The organism is Pirellulales bacterium (genome assembly GCA_035533075.1).
Classification (GTDB): domain Bacteria; phylum Planctomycetota; class Planctomycetia; order Pirellulales; family JAICIG01; genus DASSFG01.
Genome location: DATLUO010000292.1, coordinates 1 through 15,868, shown reverse-complemented (window position 1 = coordinate 15,868; position 15,868 = coordinate 1). Strand labels below are relative to the sequence as shown.

Below are 15,868 nucleotides of genomic sequence, written 5' to 3'. Positions count from 1 at the left end.
TCGGCGAACATGCAAAACATGAGCTTCATCAAAAAGTGGGCCGCCGGCTGCGCAGGGATGCCGCGCACGCGCATGCCATCGGCCAACAGTCCGAACCGCTCGGCAGCCTGTCGCGTGACGCTTTCCGCCGTTTGTCCCGGCCGCAAGGCGTCGGGGTCGATGAACAGCTTGCGGAGCGTGTCGAGGTGGGCCGGTTCGGCAAGGTGGTCGAGATCGAAAGCGTAGACGCGCTTGGCCGTGCCCGTGAAGTTGGTATGGATCTGGAATCGGTCGAGGTCGCAAACGACCAACAGGGGCGGATTCTCCAGCGCTTCGCGGTACAAGAGAAGCTGGGCGTAGGCCGCGTCAAGGTCTTTGTGCTTGCCCTTATATTCCCAACCGAAGTGGCCGCGAAACCAAACGTCGGCCCAACCTTGGCCGCCGCCCGTTTTGCTCACGCCGCGCTCAAACGTGTAAAAGGCGCCGTCGGGGTCGGCCGCGGCCGGCTTGGGCTGGCCAAGCACGTCGCAAAGGTCGAGAAAATGTTGCTGGCAAGCGCTCCGCTCGGAAAGGTTGGCTTGCTTCCATTTGGCGACGAATTCTTGGGGAGTCATGGCGGGCCGAGGGGCGATGGACGGCAGCAACGGCCGAACTGGCGAAGATTGCCGGGAAGTTATCAGATTGGCCCCGTCGGCTGGCACAAGGGTTGCTGCCTTGCGGAGTGGCCGCCGGATCGGCTACGATAGCAGCATTTGGCGGGGATGGCAACGTGGCGCTTTTTTCCGATGACTGCCGCGATTGGCTCGCGGGGAATGCACGGGCGATACGAAGAGCGCTCCGCCTACGGGATACATTTGATTTTCTGCTGTTGTTGCTCGCGTGTGGATTAGCCGTCAACACGAAGAGCGAGTCGGCCGTCGCGACGGCGGTTTTCGGAACGCTTTATCTGGTGTTCCTTGTCGTCAGTGTAATTGTGACCATTCGTGAACGACGAACGGCAACCAGTCTCGAGGGTGAAGTATTGTGGGGCGTTTTCGACCTGCTCTACGAGCGAGTTTTTAAGGACCACCGAGTAAGGATGACCCTTTTCAAAGTGGACCCGCTTAATCCTCGGTACATCATCCCGTGGTTCCGGTACGAACCGGGCGGCGCGGAGATTACGGTTGCTGCTGATCGTTCCCGCGCCCGATACAAGAAGGGCGAAGGCCACACCGGTTTGGCGTGGGAATCGGCCGCACGAAACGAAGTCCAAATGGCATTTTTTCCGGCGTTTCCCGACAGACGCTCGTTTGAGGCGTTCTATTGCGATCAGCTTGGCCTAGACCGGGCGACCGTGGCTCGCATCAGCGACAGAATGCAATCGGTGGGCGTTATCCTGTCGTGCGGTTTCACCGATAGACGAAACAAGTTTTTGGGGGTGCTTAGCATTGACCTTGATTGGCAGCTCGTTAGTGAGAACCCGCCGGTATTCCGCGATTCGCGCCACAACCAACGAGAGCTAAAGGCTGACGCCTTTTACACAATCGTCGTGCTTGTGCGAACCGCATTAAGATCGCTTCCTGCTTCATGAGGTAAAGAGCCGTGGGTGGCGCAAAGGTAATCGTTTTCAAGTCTGGCGTTATTCTTTCCGCGAAGGTGCCTGCGCTGTCGTTCGTCAGAACGGTGCGCGAAGGCCATTACCCATACTATGTCGCGACGTTAGAAACTATTCCAGAGACGGCCCAAGGCCAGCCATCCGAAACCGCCGAGCCGTCTTCCGCATCGCCGGTACAATCGGAATAGAAGTAGGCCCTTGCCGACGGCGTTTATTGGGCGTTCGCGCCGCCTGGCGCTCGCGGTAGACTCTTAAATCAAGCGGCATGACCGCCGGCGCATCGCAACACCGCGGCGACCGTGCCCTTGCCTTACGCGGCCCGCGGCGTTGGCCACGACGCGCCCCGGCTTTCGCGGAGTACATCAAGCTGTACAATGGCATCAAGGAAAGCGCGGAAACGATACCGCCGGCGAACAAGCCGGCTGGCGGCGACCGCGGACAACCCGGTTATCGAGGCCCCCGGCGAGCAAACCGCTGGGGGGCTTGGGGGGACGTTTCAGCCGCGGACCCGCGGCGACTGGCAATTGGTGCAACAGGCCGTCAACGAAGGTTGGAACACTCCGCCGGCAACGCGGCGAGCCGTCTGCGATACGATCGGCCCCGCATTGCAAACCGCTTCCGATCGGCAGGCGCTGGCCGTTATCGGGGCGGCGATGGCGATGGAACGGGCGAACAAGCGAGCGGAACAAGTCGAATGACGACCGCCCGCACGGTTTCAAAGCACAAAAAGACCGTGGCGAGCGGTCCTATTTGGTGCGCAACGGGACATTGCCGCGGAACCCGGCTATCTGGTTTAGCAGCATGGCTTTAAGGCCGTGGCCGCGGCTGGCAACGGTGCGCAAACCCGTGATGATTTAGGAAAAACGTGGAGCGCGGAAAATGGGTGGCTATGCGAGCGGACGTTGGTTCGGCCATGACAAAAAAACCACGATCGAGGATTGCCACGCGCTCGACCTTGGGGTGTTAGAACGTGACGGGGCGTTCGCTCCGTGGCGTAGCGGCCGTTATCGTTGGCTGGTTGGCGAGCGCGAGACGGGTTCGATCGGCTACCGGGTTGAACAACGCCACGGGGGCCAGCTTTGGCTTGTGCTTGACTACGCTTGGGGCGAAGCCAAGGAACACGTCGTTATTCCCGTGCGCTTGGAAACGACCCGGCCGCACTTCGGGGGCGTTCGCTGGTGGGACCGTTGCCCGTTGGCGGTCAATGGCGTGGCGTGCAACCGCCGCGCCCGCAAACTCTATCTCCGCGGCCGATACTTCGGTTGCCGCCATTGCCATAACTTGACCTACAAGAGTTGCCAAGAAAGCCACCAGCGTGATTGGCTCTATTCCCGCTTGGCCGAACGGCTTGGCACGTCGATGCGTGACGTTAAGCGGTTGCATCGCGGGTGGATTCGCGATGCCCAGCGGCAGTAAGGCCAACGTAGCGGCCTGCCACCGTGGGACTTGCGGCCGGCGAAGCGTGCCCCCCCCGGCCGACTTTTACTCTGGCCGAATCCGTTGCGAACCGCGTTATGCGGGACACGTCAGCCCCGCTTGGCCAACCACGAATGCGCCAGAATTGGCAAGGCGACGACGTTGGCCGGCGAACGGCCCAAACGTCAGGCGGCCGTGCGATGCGTCTAATGCGGCCGTAGGCGTCCGCCTGGCGCAAAACGGTATGTACCGTTTTGCGCCGATCGGTTGCCGGCCAGCTTGGCGCCGGCTGGCGGAGCAAAAAACGACGCTCCGGCGCAAACGAGTATGTACCGTTTTGCGCGCGGCGACTGGACCGGAATACCGCTATTTGCCGATGAAAAACGCAATTCCGTACGATGGCTTGCAAACGCAAGGAAAGTCGCATAAAATGCGTACATTCCTCGGAGAATTTTGGTTTTTCAGCGAGTGAACAGGTATTTTCGGGACGTAGAGGTCGCTGGTTCGAATCCAGTCGCCCCGACTTGAGTTCTACATAAGCCCATCGTTGGTTTCAACGGTGGGCTTTTTGCGTGGAATCATTGCTGGGGTGGATTTTTTTGACGGTCGCCAAGCGTATTGCTGGCAGACGGGAAAAAAAGCGGGCCGGTGGTCGGTCGTCCGTGCCCTGTGGCAAGCGAATGGGGGAACCTTCTGGCGGTGGGTGGCGTCCAAGGGTTCGTGGCCGGTGGCTGGCGACCCTGCCGGAGTTTTTCCGCAGGGGCGGAAAGCCGTATGTCCTTTCGGCTTACGACGCGAACTTGGTAAAGCTTCGCCGAACCCGTTCCCATTTTCACACTAACCCGAAGCGCAAGCGAGGTTTTGCCTCTTTTTCACGTTCCTCGCTGGCGCTTCGGGTTGGTGTACGGCACCTGCGTGCCGGGTTAGGCGAAGCTTTACCGAACTTGTCTTCGCGCGGAGCTCGTTTTCCGCAAGTGCTTTGCATCGCAGCACTCGCCCACCCTGCGCGTCCTGGTAAAATAGCGGCATGCACAGCCGGTGGTTCAACGTCGACCGTCTTTCGGTGCCCGACGAGGCACGCTTGTTTCGTTGGCTGCGGCAGCGGCTGTTCGTCAACCATTTGCGGCAAGCATTGCGGCAGTCGCGGCTGCGCGTCTCGCTGGTCACGCTGCTGACGGGCGTCCTGTGGCTCTGCCTGTTCGAATTGTTCGTCGAGGGATTTCAATTTCTCAGCGTCATGATTCCCGACCGCGTGACGCACGACGACACCGCACGCGCCGTGTTCAGCATCTTTTTCGCTTCGCTCACGCTGATGTTGGTCGTCTCCACCGGCATCATTATCTACGGCGGCCTGTTCCGCTCGGCCGAGGTACAGTTCTTGTTTTCGCTTCCGGTGCGAAGCGAGCGAATTTTCTTGCATAAATTCCAAGAGGCGATGCTGTTCAGCAGTTGGGGCTTTTTGCTGTTGGGCAGTCCCATGCTGGTGGCGTATGGTTCGGTCGAGCACTCCGGTTGGTATTTCTTCACCGTGCTGCTGCCTTACCTGATTGGCTTTGCCTACATCCCCGGCAGCTTGGGCGCCATCGCGGCGCTGGTGCTGGTGCGGTGGCTCCCGCGGCGAAAGCTGCGTTCGCTGGCGATCGGCACGGCGGCGGTGGCGGCCCTGGGCGGCCTGGTGACCATGGCGGTCTGGTATGCGACGCACCGCTCGGAAAGCGATCTGCTGACGCCCGGCTGGTTCCAAGAGATGCTCGGCCGCCTGCGGTTCAGCGAGGCCCGGTTGCTGCCAAGCTGGTGGCTGAGCTCGGGTCTGCTGGAAGCGGCCCAGGCCAGTCTCGACACCGACAGCCGGCGAGCGGCCATGGCCGAAAGCTTCAAGTTTCTTTCGCTGACGCTCTCCAACGCCCTGCTCCTGCACCAAATCGCCCTCTGGCTGTCGGGGCGGATCTACCGCGCTGCCTACCACTCGCTGCACACCGATCTGTCGGGCAACAAACGTCCGCGGGCCAAGGCCATCGACCAGTTGATCGAACGACTGCCCTTTTTCCTCACTCCACAGATGCGGCTGCTGATCGTGAAAGACCTCCGGCTGTTCCGTCGCGATCCCGTGCAATGGCTGCAATTCTTGATCTTTTTCGGCCTGCTGGCGCTCTATTTTCTCAACATCCGGCGACTCAGCTATGATGTGAACTACGTCAACTGGGTACATATCATCAGTTTCTTGAACCTCTCGGTGGTGGGCCTGATCTTGTCGACGTTTACCACACGGTTCATATTTCCGATGATCAGCCTCGAGGGCCGGCGGTTTTGGATTCTCGGCCTGCTGCCCGTGCGTCGCGACACGATCTTGTTGGGCAAGTTCCTGTTCGCCGTCGCCGGCTCGATCGTGCCCAGCACGCTGCTGGTCGTGCTCAGCGACACCATGCTCCGCGTCGCTCCGCTGGTGCTGGCGGTACACGTGCTGGCCTGCGTCCTGTTTTGCGTCGGGCTTGCGGGCATCGCCGTGGGGCTTGGGGCCAAGATGCCGAACCTGCGCGATGAATCGCCGTCGCGCATCGCCGCCGGCTTTGGCGGCACGCTGAATCTCATCCTTAGCACGGCTTATGTCGCGGCCATCGTCATGATGACGGCGGTTCCTTGTCATTTCTACCTGGCCGCCAACGGCCTCGCCCACTGGCGCGTGCCCCAGGAACGCTTGGGGCAACTCGTGGGCCTGGGGTTGGCAGCCAGCATCCTTTTGGGACTGGCTGCCACGATCGTACCGATGCGGCTCGGCTGCCGGGCCTTCCGTAAACTGGAGTTCTAAGCCGTATGTCGTCCGATGCCGGTTTCGATCGCACACTCACGCAGAGTGATGAAGATCTGCGTCGCGCCCGCGAGCGAAGCCTGCATCCGACGCGCCCGCCGCTGCAGGTGCCGGGCTATCGGGCAGAACGCTTCTTGGGCGCCGGGGCCTACGGGCAGGTGTGGGTGGCCGTCGATACCAACACGGGCCGCCGCGTGGCGATCAAGTTCTACCTGCACCGCGGCGGTCTCGACTGGGCCGTGCTCACCCGCGAAGTCGAGCGGCTGGCGCTGCTCTTCGCCGACCGTTACGTGGTGCAGCTCATCGAAGTCGGCTGGGACAGCGATCCGCCCTATTTTGTGATGGAGTACCTGGACCGCGGCTCGTTGGCCGACCGGCTGAATGCCGGGCCGCTTCCGATGCACGACGCGGTCGACCTGTTCCGCGACGTGGCCATCGGACTGGTCCACGCCCACGGCAAGGGAATTCTGCACTGCGACCTGAAGCCCGCCAATGTGTTGCTCGACCAGGACGGGCACCCTCGGCTGGCCGATTTCGGCCAGTCGCGGCTCTCGACCGAACAGTCGCCGTCGCTGGGCACCTTGTTTTACATGGCGCCGGAACAGGCCGACTTGAAGGCCGTGCCCGACGCTCGCTGGGACGTGTATGCCTTGGGCGCCCTGCTCTACGCCATGCTGACGGGCAACGCGCCGCACCGCAGCGACAAAGCGCTGGCCTACATTCAGCAGGCCGAGGGACTGGAAGAGCAGTTGTCGCGTTACCGCCAGTTTATCGAACAAGCGCCGCGGCTGAAGCTGCACCGGCACTTGTCGGGCGTCGACCGGGCGTTGACCGAGATCGTCCACCGCTGTTTGGCGGTCGATCCGCACAGGCGTTTTGCGAATCCGCAGGCGGTCATCGACGCGCTGCACTCGCGCAACGCGCGGCGGTCGCGGCGGCCGTTGCTGGTACTCGGCCTGGTCGGACCGTTCGTATTGCTGTCGATCGTTTCGCTGTTCGGCTACAACGTATTCGAGACGGCGCTGGATGACTCGCGCGACGCCTTGACCCGCCGCGCCTTGGAAGCCGACCGTTTTGCCGCTCAGTTCGTGGCCGAGACCGTGGCCCGCGAACTCGACCAACGCTGGCGCATCCTGGAACGCGTCGCATCTGAGGATGCGTTCCGCACGGTGTTTCAGGCTGCCGCCGCCGGGCGAGACCCGACCGCCAGGCGCGACTTGCAGGAACTGCTGGAGCGGCTCGATCGCGACCACGTGCTGGCCGATTCCGACAGTTGGTACGTTCTCGATCGACGAGGCATGCAACTCGCCCGCAGCCCGATCAAGGAAAACACCCTCGGCGGCGAATACGCCTTTCGCGATTATTTTCACGGTCAAGGGCGCGATTTGCCGCGCAATGCGCAGCCCGGACCGTTGAACGCGCCGCACCTTTCGATTGTTTTCACCAGCGAGGCGACGCACGAACGCACCGTCGCACTCTCGGTGCCCATTTATGACCAACCGGACGACGTCGACGGCCGCCGGGTGATCGGCGTCCTGTGCCACTCCGTCGGCCTTGGGCACTTTGCCGAGTTGCGGGCCGACGAGCGTTCGGGCAACAATCAACTTCCCGTGCTGATCGACAGCCGCAAGGACGAAGCCGGCCTGCGGGGCGCCATCCTGGAGCATCCTGGCCTGAAGCCGTTGAGGGAGCAAGATGACCGAGCGGCCGAGCGTCTCTATCTGCCGCCCGGCACGTTGGCCGATCTGGAGCGTCTGCGTCGCCTGCGTCGCGAACCGCACCCCGACGATCCCGCTGAGGCCGTGCAAACGAACGAGTTGGCGTGGATCGACGATTACCACGATCCGCTGGAGGGCGAAGCGGACGAACGATGGCTGGCCGCCATCGAACCGGTCGAAGTGCTGACCCGCAAGCGTCTGGGCGTTCGCGACACGGGCTGGGCGGTGCTGGTGCAGGAGCGCTACGAGGCCGCGGTGGCGCCCGTGCAGCAATTGCGAGATCAACTGCTGTGGCGGGCGAAGCTGGCCACGACCGTGGTTGCCGTGGTGTTGGCCGGCCTGTGGGGGTTTGTCATCCTGGTGCTGAACGAATCGCCTCGCTTGCGTTGGTTCGACCGGCTGCGGCGCCGCACCAGCCTGACGCCGCAGAGCAACACGCCCAGTTCCACGGGCCTGGCAGGTTCCAGCCTGTCGTCGGCGTCGATCTCCCCTCCGACGCCGAGCGAGACCGCGCGGGGCGAGGGCAAAGTCGCCGATACCGCCGGTCACGGAACGGATTAGGCCGTATCATGCCTGGCCCCTCACCAAACGCCGCTGGATGGTGGCGGCGATTCCGCGGGCGACGCTCTCCTTGGTGCCGGCCAGCCTTTCGACGACTTCGCCGCGCGGGTCCAGGATCTCGACGCGCGTGTCGGCGGCGTGCATCGCTTCGGGACCGTTCAGAATCATCAGGTCGCAAGCCTTTTTTTCCAGCTTGGCCAGCGCCCGCAGGCGTGGATCGTCGGTTTCCAAAGCGAAACCAACCAACCATTGGCCCTGCTTCTGCGACCCCAGCGTGGCAATTACGTCGGGCGTCTCGATCAGCCGCAGATCGAGCGGCTGTCCGGTCTTTTGGATCTTGCCCGGCGCGACCCGCACGGGACGATAGTCGCAGGGTGCCGCCACGCCGATCACCCCCTGGCAGTCCGGAAAGAGCCGCTGGCAAGCTTCGAGCATCTCTTCCGTCGACACGACGGGCACGACCTCGGCGGCGGCCGGGTAATCGACCTCGACCGGCCCGGTGACGATCACGACTTTGTGCTCCAGCCCGATCATCGCCTCCGCCAAGGCCCGGCCCATGCGCCCGCTGGAGGCGTTGGTCAGATACCGCACCGGGTCGAGATACTGCCGTGTGGGGCCGGAGGTGATGAGAATTCGCGACATGACGCTTGCGGCTTATTCCGATCTGGCAATAAAGCTGTTCTTTGCCGCGCCCCATTCCCCTCATTCTATCTGATTGGGGCGAGATCCGTGCGACGGCCTAAACTTTAGAAACTTGAGCCTGTCAGTCACCGGCCAACGTGGGCAGCCCTTCGATCATGACCCTGGTTGCCGGCTTTGCCCGTGCCGTGTAAGATATTGACTGCCAGAGGGTTGCTTCAAGAGGAGTGCAAAAAATCGTGCCACTGGGAAGGAGCCGCCAGCCTGCCCGGCCAATGGCAGGGGTGTTCGTCGTCGCGCTATTCGCCTGGGCGAATTGTGCCGTAGTGTTCGCTCAGCCGCCGCGGTTCGGCATCCGCCGCCTGCCGCGCCCAAACAACCCTTCACAAACGGGCGAGGAAAACGGCAACAGCGTTTTTTATCCACCCGACCGCGAAACGTGGCTGCGGCTGAATCGTGCCCGCGAGCTGATTGAAGAGAAGCGGTACGGTGAAGCGGCCCGCTTTCTCAGCAGCATTCTCGAACGGCCTGAGGACTGCTTCTTTCAACCGGAACGCGGCCAGCCGATCTATCGCAGCCTGAAGCAAGAGGCCCAGCGATTGATCGGCGAACTCGGCCAAGAGGGGCGCACCAGCTACGAGTTGCAGTACGGGGCCGAAGCCAAGCGCCTGCTCGATGAGGCGGTAACGCAAGGCGATCGCTCGCGGCTGGCGCAAGTGGCCCGGCAGTTCTTTCACACCGATGCCGGCTACGAGGCCACGTATCTGCTGGGCCTGAGCGAGATGCAACGCGGGCAGCCTCTGGCGGCGGCCTTGTGTCTGGAGCGGCTGCGCGCAGCCAGAACGACCGCGAAATTCGAGCCGACCCTGACGCTGCTGACGGCGGTCTGCTGGACCCGCGCCGGTCGAACCGAGCAAGGAACCGCCCTGGTGCGCGAGCTACGGCATAAATATCCCGACGCCGAATTCGAGATCGCCGGCCATGCGAAGAAGATATTCGCAGCCGACGCGCAGGCTGCCGTGTGGTTAGCTCAGGCGGCCGGACAGGCCGACGAACCGACGCGATCGCGGGGCGCACGCCAATGGACGCTTTATCGAGGAGGCCCGGCCCGCAACTCGGCCAGCGAAGGGAGCAGCCCGTTGTTGAACCGCCGTTGGGCCGTTCCCGTGGCCGACGCCCCGGATTTGGAGCAGACGCTCGACAAGCTGTCGCAGCAGTTCCTGGAACGCGGGGCTCGCATCGTGCCCAATTTGCATCCGCTGGCCGTGCGCGACTATGTGCTGATGCGTTCGCTCACCGGGCTGGAAGGCGTCGATTTCCGCACCGGCAAGCGCATCTGGAACACGACCGACAAGAGCGTGGAAGACCTGATCGACGCCCAACCTCGCCAACCAGGACAGCCCCCCATGCCGCTGGCGAATTGGCTCCAGCAGCGCGTGTGGGAGAACGCGGTTTACGGAACGCTGAGCAGCGACGGTGAGTTTGTCTACTGCGTCGACGAACCCTACACGGCCAAGCAGCCCGGCAAGAACGAACTGGGCAACGTCGAGCAAGGTCTGCCGCAACAGATAGTCTTTAACCCGCGTCCGTTCGGCATGCCGCGGCCCGACCGGGCCTCCAACGAGCTGAAGGCCTTCGAGATTGTCTCGCAAGGCAAGCTGGTTTGGTCGAGCGAGGAAGAAGCCGATCTGGCCGACTTGTTTTTTCTCGGTCCTCCGTTGCCGGTGGCCGGTTCGCTGTATGTGCTGGGCGAGGTCAAGGGCGAGGTGCGGCTGTATGTGCTCGATCCGCGGACGGGCAAGCTCGATTGGTCTCAGCAACTCGTGCTGGTCGAGCCGAACCCAATGGAAGAACACCTGCGGCATACGGCCGGGGCCGTGCCCTCCTATTCCGACGGAATCCTGGTCTGTCCCACGTCAAGCGGAGCGGTGGTGGCGGTCGATTTGACGACGCGCACGCTGCTGTGGGGCCATCAGTATCCCAAGTCGCCCGACGGCAACTTCTTGCAGAACCGGTTGATGCAGTTTCGTTTTCAGCAGGTTCCGCAGGTCAACGACGAGAACGCCGACGACCGCTGGGCCGATGCCAGCGTCACCGTTGCCGGCGGCCAGGTGCTGATGACGCCGGTGGAGTCGTCGGAGATATTCTGCGTCGGCCTGACCGACGGCAAGCTGAAGTGGCAAAAACCTCGCGACGACGGCCTGTATGTGGCGTGCGTCCACGACGGCAAGGCAATCATCGTCGGCAGCCGCACCGTGAAAGCCTTGCGGCTGGCCGACGGCGAACCGGCCTGGATGGACGCTTCGCTGGCGCTGCCCTCGAACAGCACGCCCAGCGGACGAGGCTTTTATAACGGAGACCGCTACTATCTGCCGCTCAGCTCCGCCGAAGTCGCGGCCATCGACCTGGACGAGGGCCGCATCGTCGCCCGCAGCCGGTCGCGCAGCGGCACGGTGCCGGGCAACCTGATTTGCTACCACGGCGCCGTGATCTCGCAGGGCGTCGATCATGTCGAAAGCTTTTACCAGCTCGACGAGCTGCGCCAGCAGGTGGCCAAGACGCTGGCCGAGCATCCCGACGATCCCCAGGCCCTGGCGCGGCACGGCGAGCTGTTGCTCGACGAAGGGCGATTCGACGACGCCGTCAACGCCCTGCGGAAGAGCTTCGAGCTGGCCGACAATCCGCGCACTCGCGAGCTGCTGGTCGACGCCATGCTCGAAAGTCTGCGGCTCGACTTCGCCGCCCATCGCGACTTGGCGCCGGAGATCGAGCGGCTGGCGCAGCAGCCAGGCCAGCAGGCCTCGCTGTTGCGTCTGATGGCGCTGGGCCTGCAAAAGGCCGGTCAGCTTGTGCCGGCCTTCGACGCTTATTTGAAGATGGCCGACCTGGCCGTCGAGCCGAGCGCGCCGGAGCGCGTCGATAGCGGGCTCTCGGTACGTCGCGATCGCTGGGTGCGGGCCCGCCTGGCCGGCCTCTACATCTCGGCCACCTCCTCCGCCGCGGCCAAGCCGGAGGAAAAGCGGCATATCGACACGGTGCTGGACCGTACGCTGCGCGAGTGCATCGACGCCAACGACCCGCACCGGTTGCGCAATTTCGTGCTCTATTTTGGTTACCATCCGGCGGCGGATGAAGCTCGCGAGCTGCTCGCCGCGAAAGCCATCGAAAGCAAAGAGTGGTTGCAGGCCGAGCACTGGCTGAGACAACTCGAGCGGTCCAGCGATGCCGGCCGCGTGCGTGCGGCCGCGGTTCGGCTGGCACGCCTGCTGGCCGAGGCGGGCCGCCCGGCGGACGCCGCGGTCTACTACCGTCAGCTTTCGGGTCCCTGGGCCGCCGAAATCTGCCTCGACGGCAAAACCGGCCGCGAGATCGCAGACGCTTTGCCCCGCGCCGCCGAAATCGCCCGCTATGGCTCGACCGACGACCTGTGGCCCACGGGCAAAGTGGTCGTCGAAAAAGACAAAGAGAACGTGGCCGTGATGCAGGGCCGATCGACGCCGTTGGAGATGCGCGGAAATCCGGGGCCGTTCTACGATCGCTCCACCGTGGAAGCGGATGCCAACATGCAGCAGCAGATTCTGGTGGGCCGCGACGGACTGGGCCGCGAACAGTGGCGGCTGTCGATCAAGGACCGCAACGATCCGAACAATTTCGGCGCGGCGGTCAATTATGTGCGGGCCGACGGGCACGTGGTTTTGGCGTCGTTGGGCTACCAAGTCGTGGCCGTCGACACCCTCGGCACGCCGACGACGCCCGCCCGCGTGCTGTGGCGTGAAGACCTGAACGAACCCATCTCGGGTTTGCCGCGGCAGATCGGCTTGAACTTCCGGCCCGCGCCGATGCCTTGGGGCGGCGGGCATCGGATGCAGGCCTTCGACGTCAACGGACGCCCGATGGGCAACACCAGCCCCCTGACCAGCGACGTGGTCTGCTTCCAGCGGCTGCGCAACTTGATTGCCGTCGATCCCTTGACGGGCGAAACGCTTTGGACGCGGCAGGACGTTCCTTCGGGAAGCGAGCTCTTCGGCGACAACGAGTTCTTGTTCGTCGTGTCGCCGGTGGCCGTCAACTCGGCCGAGGCCACCGTCTATCGCCTGCTCGACGGCGAAGAGGTCGGCCACCGCGCGGTGCCGCTCGCCGATCAGCGCGTGCTCACGCGCGGCAGGCTGGTGCTGGCCTGGGAGCTGGCGGGCGGAGGCGAAGGTACGTTGCGCCTGTTCGATGCCTGGAAGCAGGCCGACCTGTGGAAGAAGAAATTCGACGCGCGTTCCCGTTTCTCCACGGTGGGCGACGACGCGGTGGCCGTCGTGCAGCCGGACGGCCATCTGTCCGTGCTGTCGCTGCCCGACGGCCAGGCCACGATCGACGCCGAAATCGACAAAGAGCCCGCCCTGCAGGATGTCTATCTATTGCGTTCGGCCCAGGTGGACGTGGTGATTACCAACCGCGCCAGCCACCGGGTGAACATGAACGTGGCGGCCATCCCGGGCCAGGCGGGCACCGTGCTGGTGAATGGCAAGGCCTACGGCTTCAACCGGCAGACGGGCCAACGCCTCTATCAACAGGCTCTCTCGCAGAAGGGACTGATCTTGAACCAGCCGGTCGATCTGCCGGTTTTGGTGTTTGCCGCCACGGTGCAGCGTCCGGCGCGCAACCCGCAGGGCGCCCGGGGCGAGTTGGCCTGCCTCGACAAGCGCACGGGCCGCTTCGTCTTCCAGCAAGAGATGGAACAGCAGATGGCGCTGGTCGATACGGTGGCGGACCCGGAAAAGCACGAAGTTCTGGTGCGCACGCCGGTGCAGTCCTATCGCTTGAAATTCACCGGCGAGCCGGAGGCCGCTCCGCCGCCGAACGAGAAAAAGACCTCGGCGGCCACGGGCGCGGGGCGCGCCGCGGCGCGTCTGTTCGGCCGATTGTTGGAAGGCATCGGAAAGGCGGGTGACCCATGATCTGTCGTCTGACCTATCGCGATCATTGCAGGGCCGTCGCCGCGGCGGTCGTGGTGGCGGCGTTGCTGGTGCTCGTCGTCTGCTGTCACGTCGCTGGCGCCACCCAGCACGATCCCAAGGTCGACCGCGTCGTTTCTCGCGGGCTCGACTGGCTGGCCAACACTCAGTCGCGCCTGGGACACTGGAGCGCCAACGAGGGGCGTTATCCCACCGCCATGACCGCCTTGGCCGGCGTGGCCCTGTTGTGCGAAGGCTCGACCACGACGCAGGGCAAGTACGCGCCCAACCTGCGGCAGGCCGTCACCTATCTCGTCGGCCGCAGCCGGGCCAACGGTCTGATCGGCGATCCTGGCAGCGACGACCGTTACACTTACGGGCACGGCTACTCCATGCTCTTCCTTTCCCAAATCCTGGGCGAAGAGGAAGATGCAATCCGTCGTGAAGAGTTGGTGGAAGTGCTGACCAAGGCCGTGCAGTTCACCGGCGAGGCCCAGACCGAGGCGGGCGGCTGGGGTTATGTCAGCGCCAAAGACGGCCGCGGCTTCGACGAAGGCTCGACCACCATCACGCAAGTGCAGGGGCTGCGCGGCTGCCGCAACGCGGGCATACCGGTGCCCAAGGAGATCATCGACAAGGCGGTGAAGTACATTCGCGACTGCACCTTGCCCGACGGCGGCGTGCAGTACAGCTCGAAAGGCGGCGGCGGGCGGCCGGCGATTTCCGCGGCCGCCATCGCCTGCTTGTTCAACGCCGGCGAATACGACGACAAATACGTCCCCAAGCTGCTCGACTATTGCCGCAAGAACCTCGACCAGATTCACAACGAGGGTTTCGGCCACTGGCATTACGCCCACTACTATTACTCGCAGGTCTGTTACCGCGAGGGAGGCAAAACCTGGCGGGAGTATCGCGACAAAGTCTATGCCAAGCTGGTGGCGGAGGCGGGCGGCAACGGCTCCTGGAACCAGGGCTACATCGGGCCGATTTACACCACGGCCATCAACCTCACCCTTTTGCAGCTCGAGAACGGCACGCTGCCAATTTACCAACGCTAGCAGCGCATCATCGTACAATCAAGCTTTACGTCGCTCGGCGAGCTGCGCGACAAATCGCTCGTGATCGGGCGATCGCAGGCCGTCCTGCAGCCGATCGAGGACCTGCCGCAGGTTGCCTGCCAGTAGTGCCGGGCCGTCCAGCCAGAGGCCTGGAAAAACGCGCGAACGCAACAGTCCATCGTCGTCGGGCGAAAGAATCTGGTAACGGCCGTCGACCAGCAGGTGCCAGCGGATCTCTTGCTCAAACAGCAGCACGGCCAGATACTCGGGAATGCCCGCCGCTTCGTAAAGATCGTACTTTTGGTTCAGGTCGTACGAGGCGCCGGAGGCACACACCTCCGCCACGAACTCCAGCGCGCCATGGAAATAGCGGCCCTCCGTCCGTGAACCGCCGCCATACTCTGGCAGAATGAGTAGACTCAGGTCCGGCTGGGGAGCATCGTCCAGCATGATCGACGTGGCGTTGTTAGCTCCATCCACGCCGGGTGTCGCCGCCTGATAGACGCCCAACCACGTACTTACCCGTCGGTCCATCTTGCCGTGGTCTCCTGAGACCGGGGAAGGCATGTAGACAACACCTCCAATCAACTCCGCAAACTTGACGCTCAGATCAGCCTCCCAGCGGCGCAGGAACTCGTCGCGGGTCAATTTGTCGCCCATCTCCAGGGGCGGAACGTGCTGTTCGGTTACGATCGCCATAGTACCACCTCGCTCGTATTTTACCACCGGCACAGCCCGACCACAACCGCCGGTGGTGGTGGACCTGTCCTCGCCAGAGCTTGCCTGAGGGCGACTGGGCATAGAGCAGATAGCAGAGCCTGCCCAATGCCAAAGACATCAGCGATGACGACATCCAGAAAGAAATCGACGCCTATCGGGCCGGGACCCGGAAAAGAGACACGGAAAAGGTGTCAGGAACCGTTTTCTTGACGGGCTGGCCGTTATGGATTATCATTTGGGGTTATGGGAAGACCACATCGATCCAGCGAAGGCGGCCACATTTACCACGTGCTGAACCGCGGCAACGCGCGGATGACCGTGTTCGACGACAAGGGCGACTTCGACGCCTTCGAGAAGGTTTTGGCCGAGGCGGTCGAGCGGAGCGACACGCGGCTGCTGGCCTATTGCCTGCTGCCGAACCACTGGCACTT

11 protein-coding genes are annotated in these 15,868 nt (G+C 63.4%); 8 read left to right on the top strand and 3 right to left on the bottom strand.

Going from position 1 to position 15,868, the window contains the following annotated elements:
* Positions 1–593, bottom strand: a 593-nt coding sequence (locus VNH11_36055; GenBank protein ID HVA51812.1) for a type IIL restriction-modification enzyme MmeI, incomplete at its 3' end; no start/stop codon positions are given.
* 155 nt (positions 594–748) lie between these two features.
* On the opposite strand from VNH11_36055, the gene VNH11_36050 reads away from it, so the two are divergent.
* The 5 genes from VNH11_36050 to VNH11_36030 all read left to right on the top strand — a co-directional run bounded on the left by VNH11_36050 (position 749) and on the right by VNH11_36030 (position 8,074).
* Positions 749–1,549, top strand: coding sequence for a hypothetical protein (locus VNH11_36050; protein ID HVA51811.1), 801 nt, complete (start codon positions 749–751; stop codon positions 1,547–1,549).
* A gap of 398 nt (positions 1,550–1,947) precedes the next feature.
* Positions 1,948–2,271: a hypothetical protein gene (locus VNH11_36045; protein HVA51810.1), complete on the top strand. Its 324-nt coding sequence runs from the start codon at positions 1,948–1,950 to the stop codon at positions 2,269–2,271.
* A gap of 181 nt (positions 2,272–2,452) precedes the next feature.
* On the top strand, positions 2,453–2,989 hold the full coding sequence (locus VNH11_36040) for a hypothetical protein (protein HVA51809.1): 537 nt from the start codon (positions 2,453–2,455) through the stop codon (positions 2,987–2,989).
* Positions 2,990–4,016: 1,027 nt separating this feature from the next.
* A complete protein-coding gene (locus VNH11_36035; protein HVA51808.1) occupies positions 4,017–5,795 on the top strand; it encodes a hypothetical protein in 1,779 nt (592 codons plus the stop codon).
* Positions 5,796–5,800: 5 nt separating this feature from the next.
* Complete coding sequence (locus VNH11_36030; GenBank protein HVA51807.1) at positions 5,801–8,074, top strand: serine/threonine protein kinase; 2,274 nt, start codon at positions 5,801–5,803, stop codon at positions 8,072–8,074.
* A gap of 6 nt (positions 8,075–8,080) precedes the next feature.
* Here the strand turns inward: VNH11_36030 and VNH11_36025 are convergent, their stop codons facing one another.
* Positions 8,081–8,716: a phosphopantothenoylcysteine decarboxylase gene (locus tag VNH11_36025; GenBank protein ID HVA51806.1), complete on the bottom strand. Its 636-nt coding sequence runs from the start codon at positions 8,714–8,716 to the stop codon at positions 8,081–8,083.
* A gap of 236 nt (positions 8,717–8,952) precedes the next feature.
* Here VNH11_36025 and VNH11_36020 point away from each other — a divergent pair, with 236 nt between their 5' ends.
* On the top strand, positions 8,953–13,662 hold the full coding sequence (locus tag VNH11_36020) for a PQQ-binding-like beta-propeller repeat protein (GenBank protein HVA51805.1): 4,710 nt from the start codon (positions 8,953–8,955) through the stop codon (positions 13,660–13,662).
* Positions 13,659–14,717, top strand: a complete 1,059-nt coding sequence (locus VNH11_36015) for a prenyltransferase/squalene oxidase repeat-containing protein (protein ID HVA51804.1) — start codon at positions 13,659–13,661, stop codon at positions 14,715–14,717. Before VNH11_36020 ends, VNH11_36015 begins: the two co-directional genes overlap by 4 nt.
* Positions 14,718–14,735: 18 nt before the next feature.
* Here the strand turns inward: VNH11_36015 and VNH11_36010 are convergent, their stop codons facing one another.
* Positions 14,736–15,416, bottom strand: coding sequence for a Uma2 family endonuclease (locus tag VNH11_36010; protein HVA51803.1), 681 nt, complete (start codon positions 15,414–15,416; stop codon positions 14,736–14,738).
* 264 nt (positions 15,417–15,680) lie between these two features.
* Here VNH11_36010 and VNH11_36005 point away from each other — a divergent pair.
* Positions 15,681–15,868 (top strand): transposase (locus tag VNH11_36005; GenBank protein ID HVA51802.1); only part of this gene is annotated, 188 nt, incomplete at its 3' end.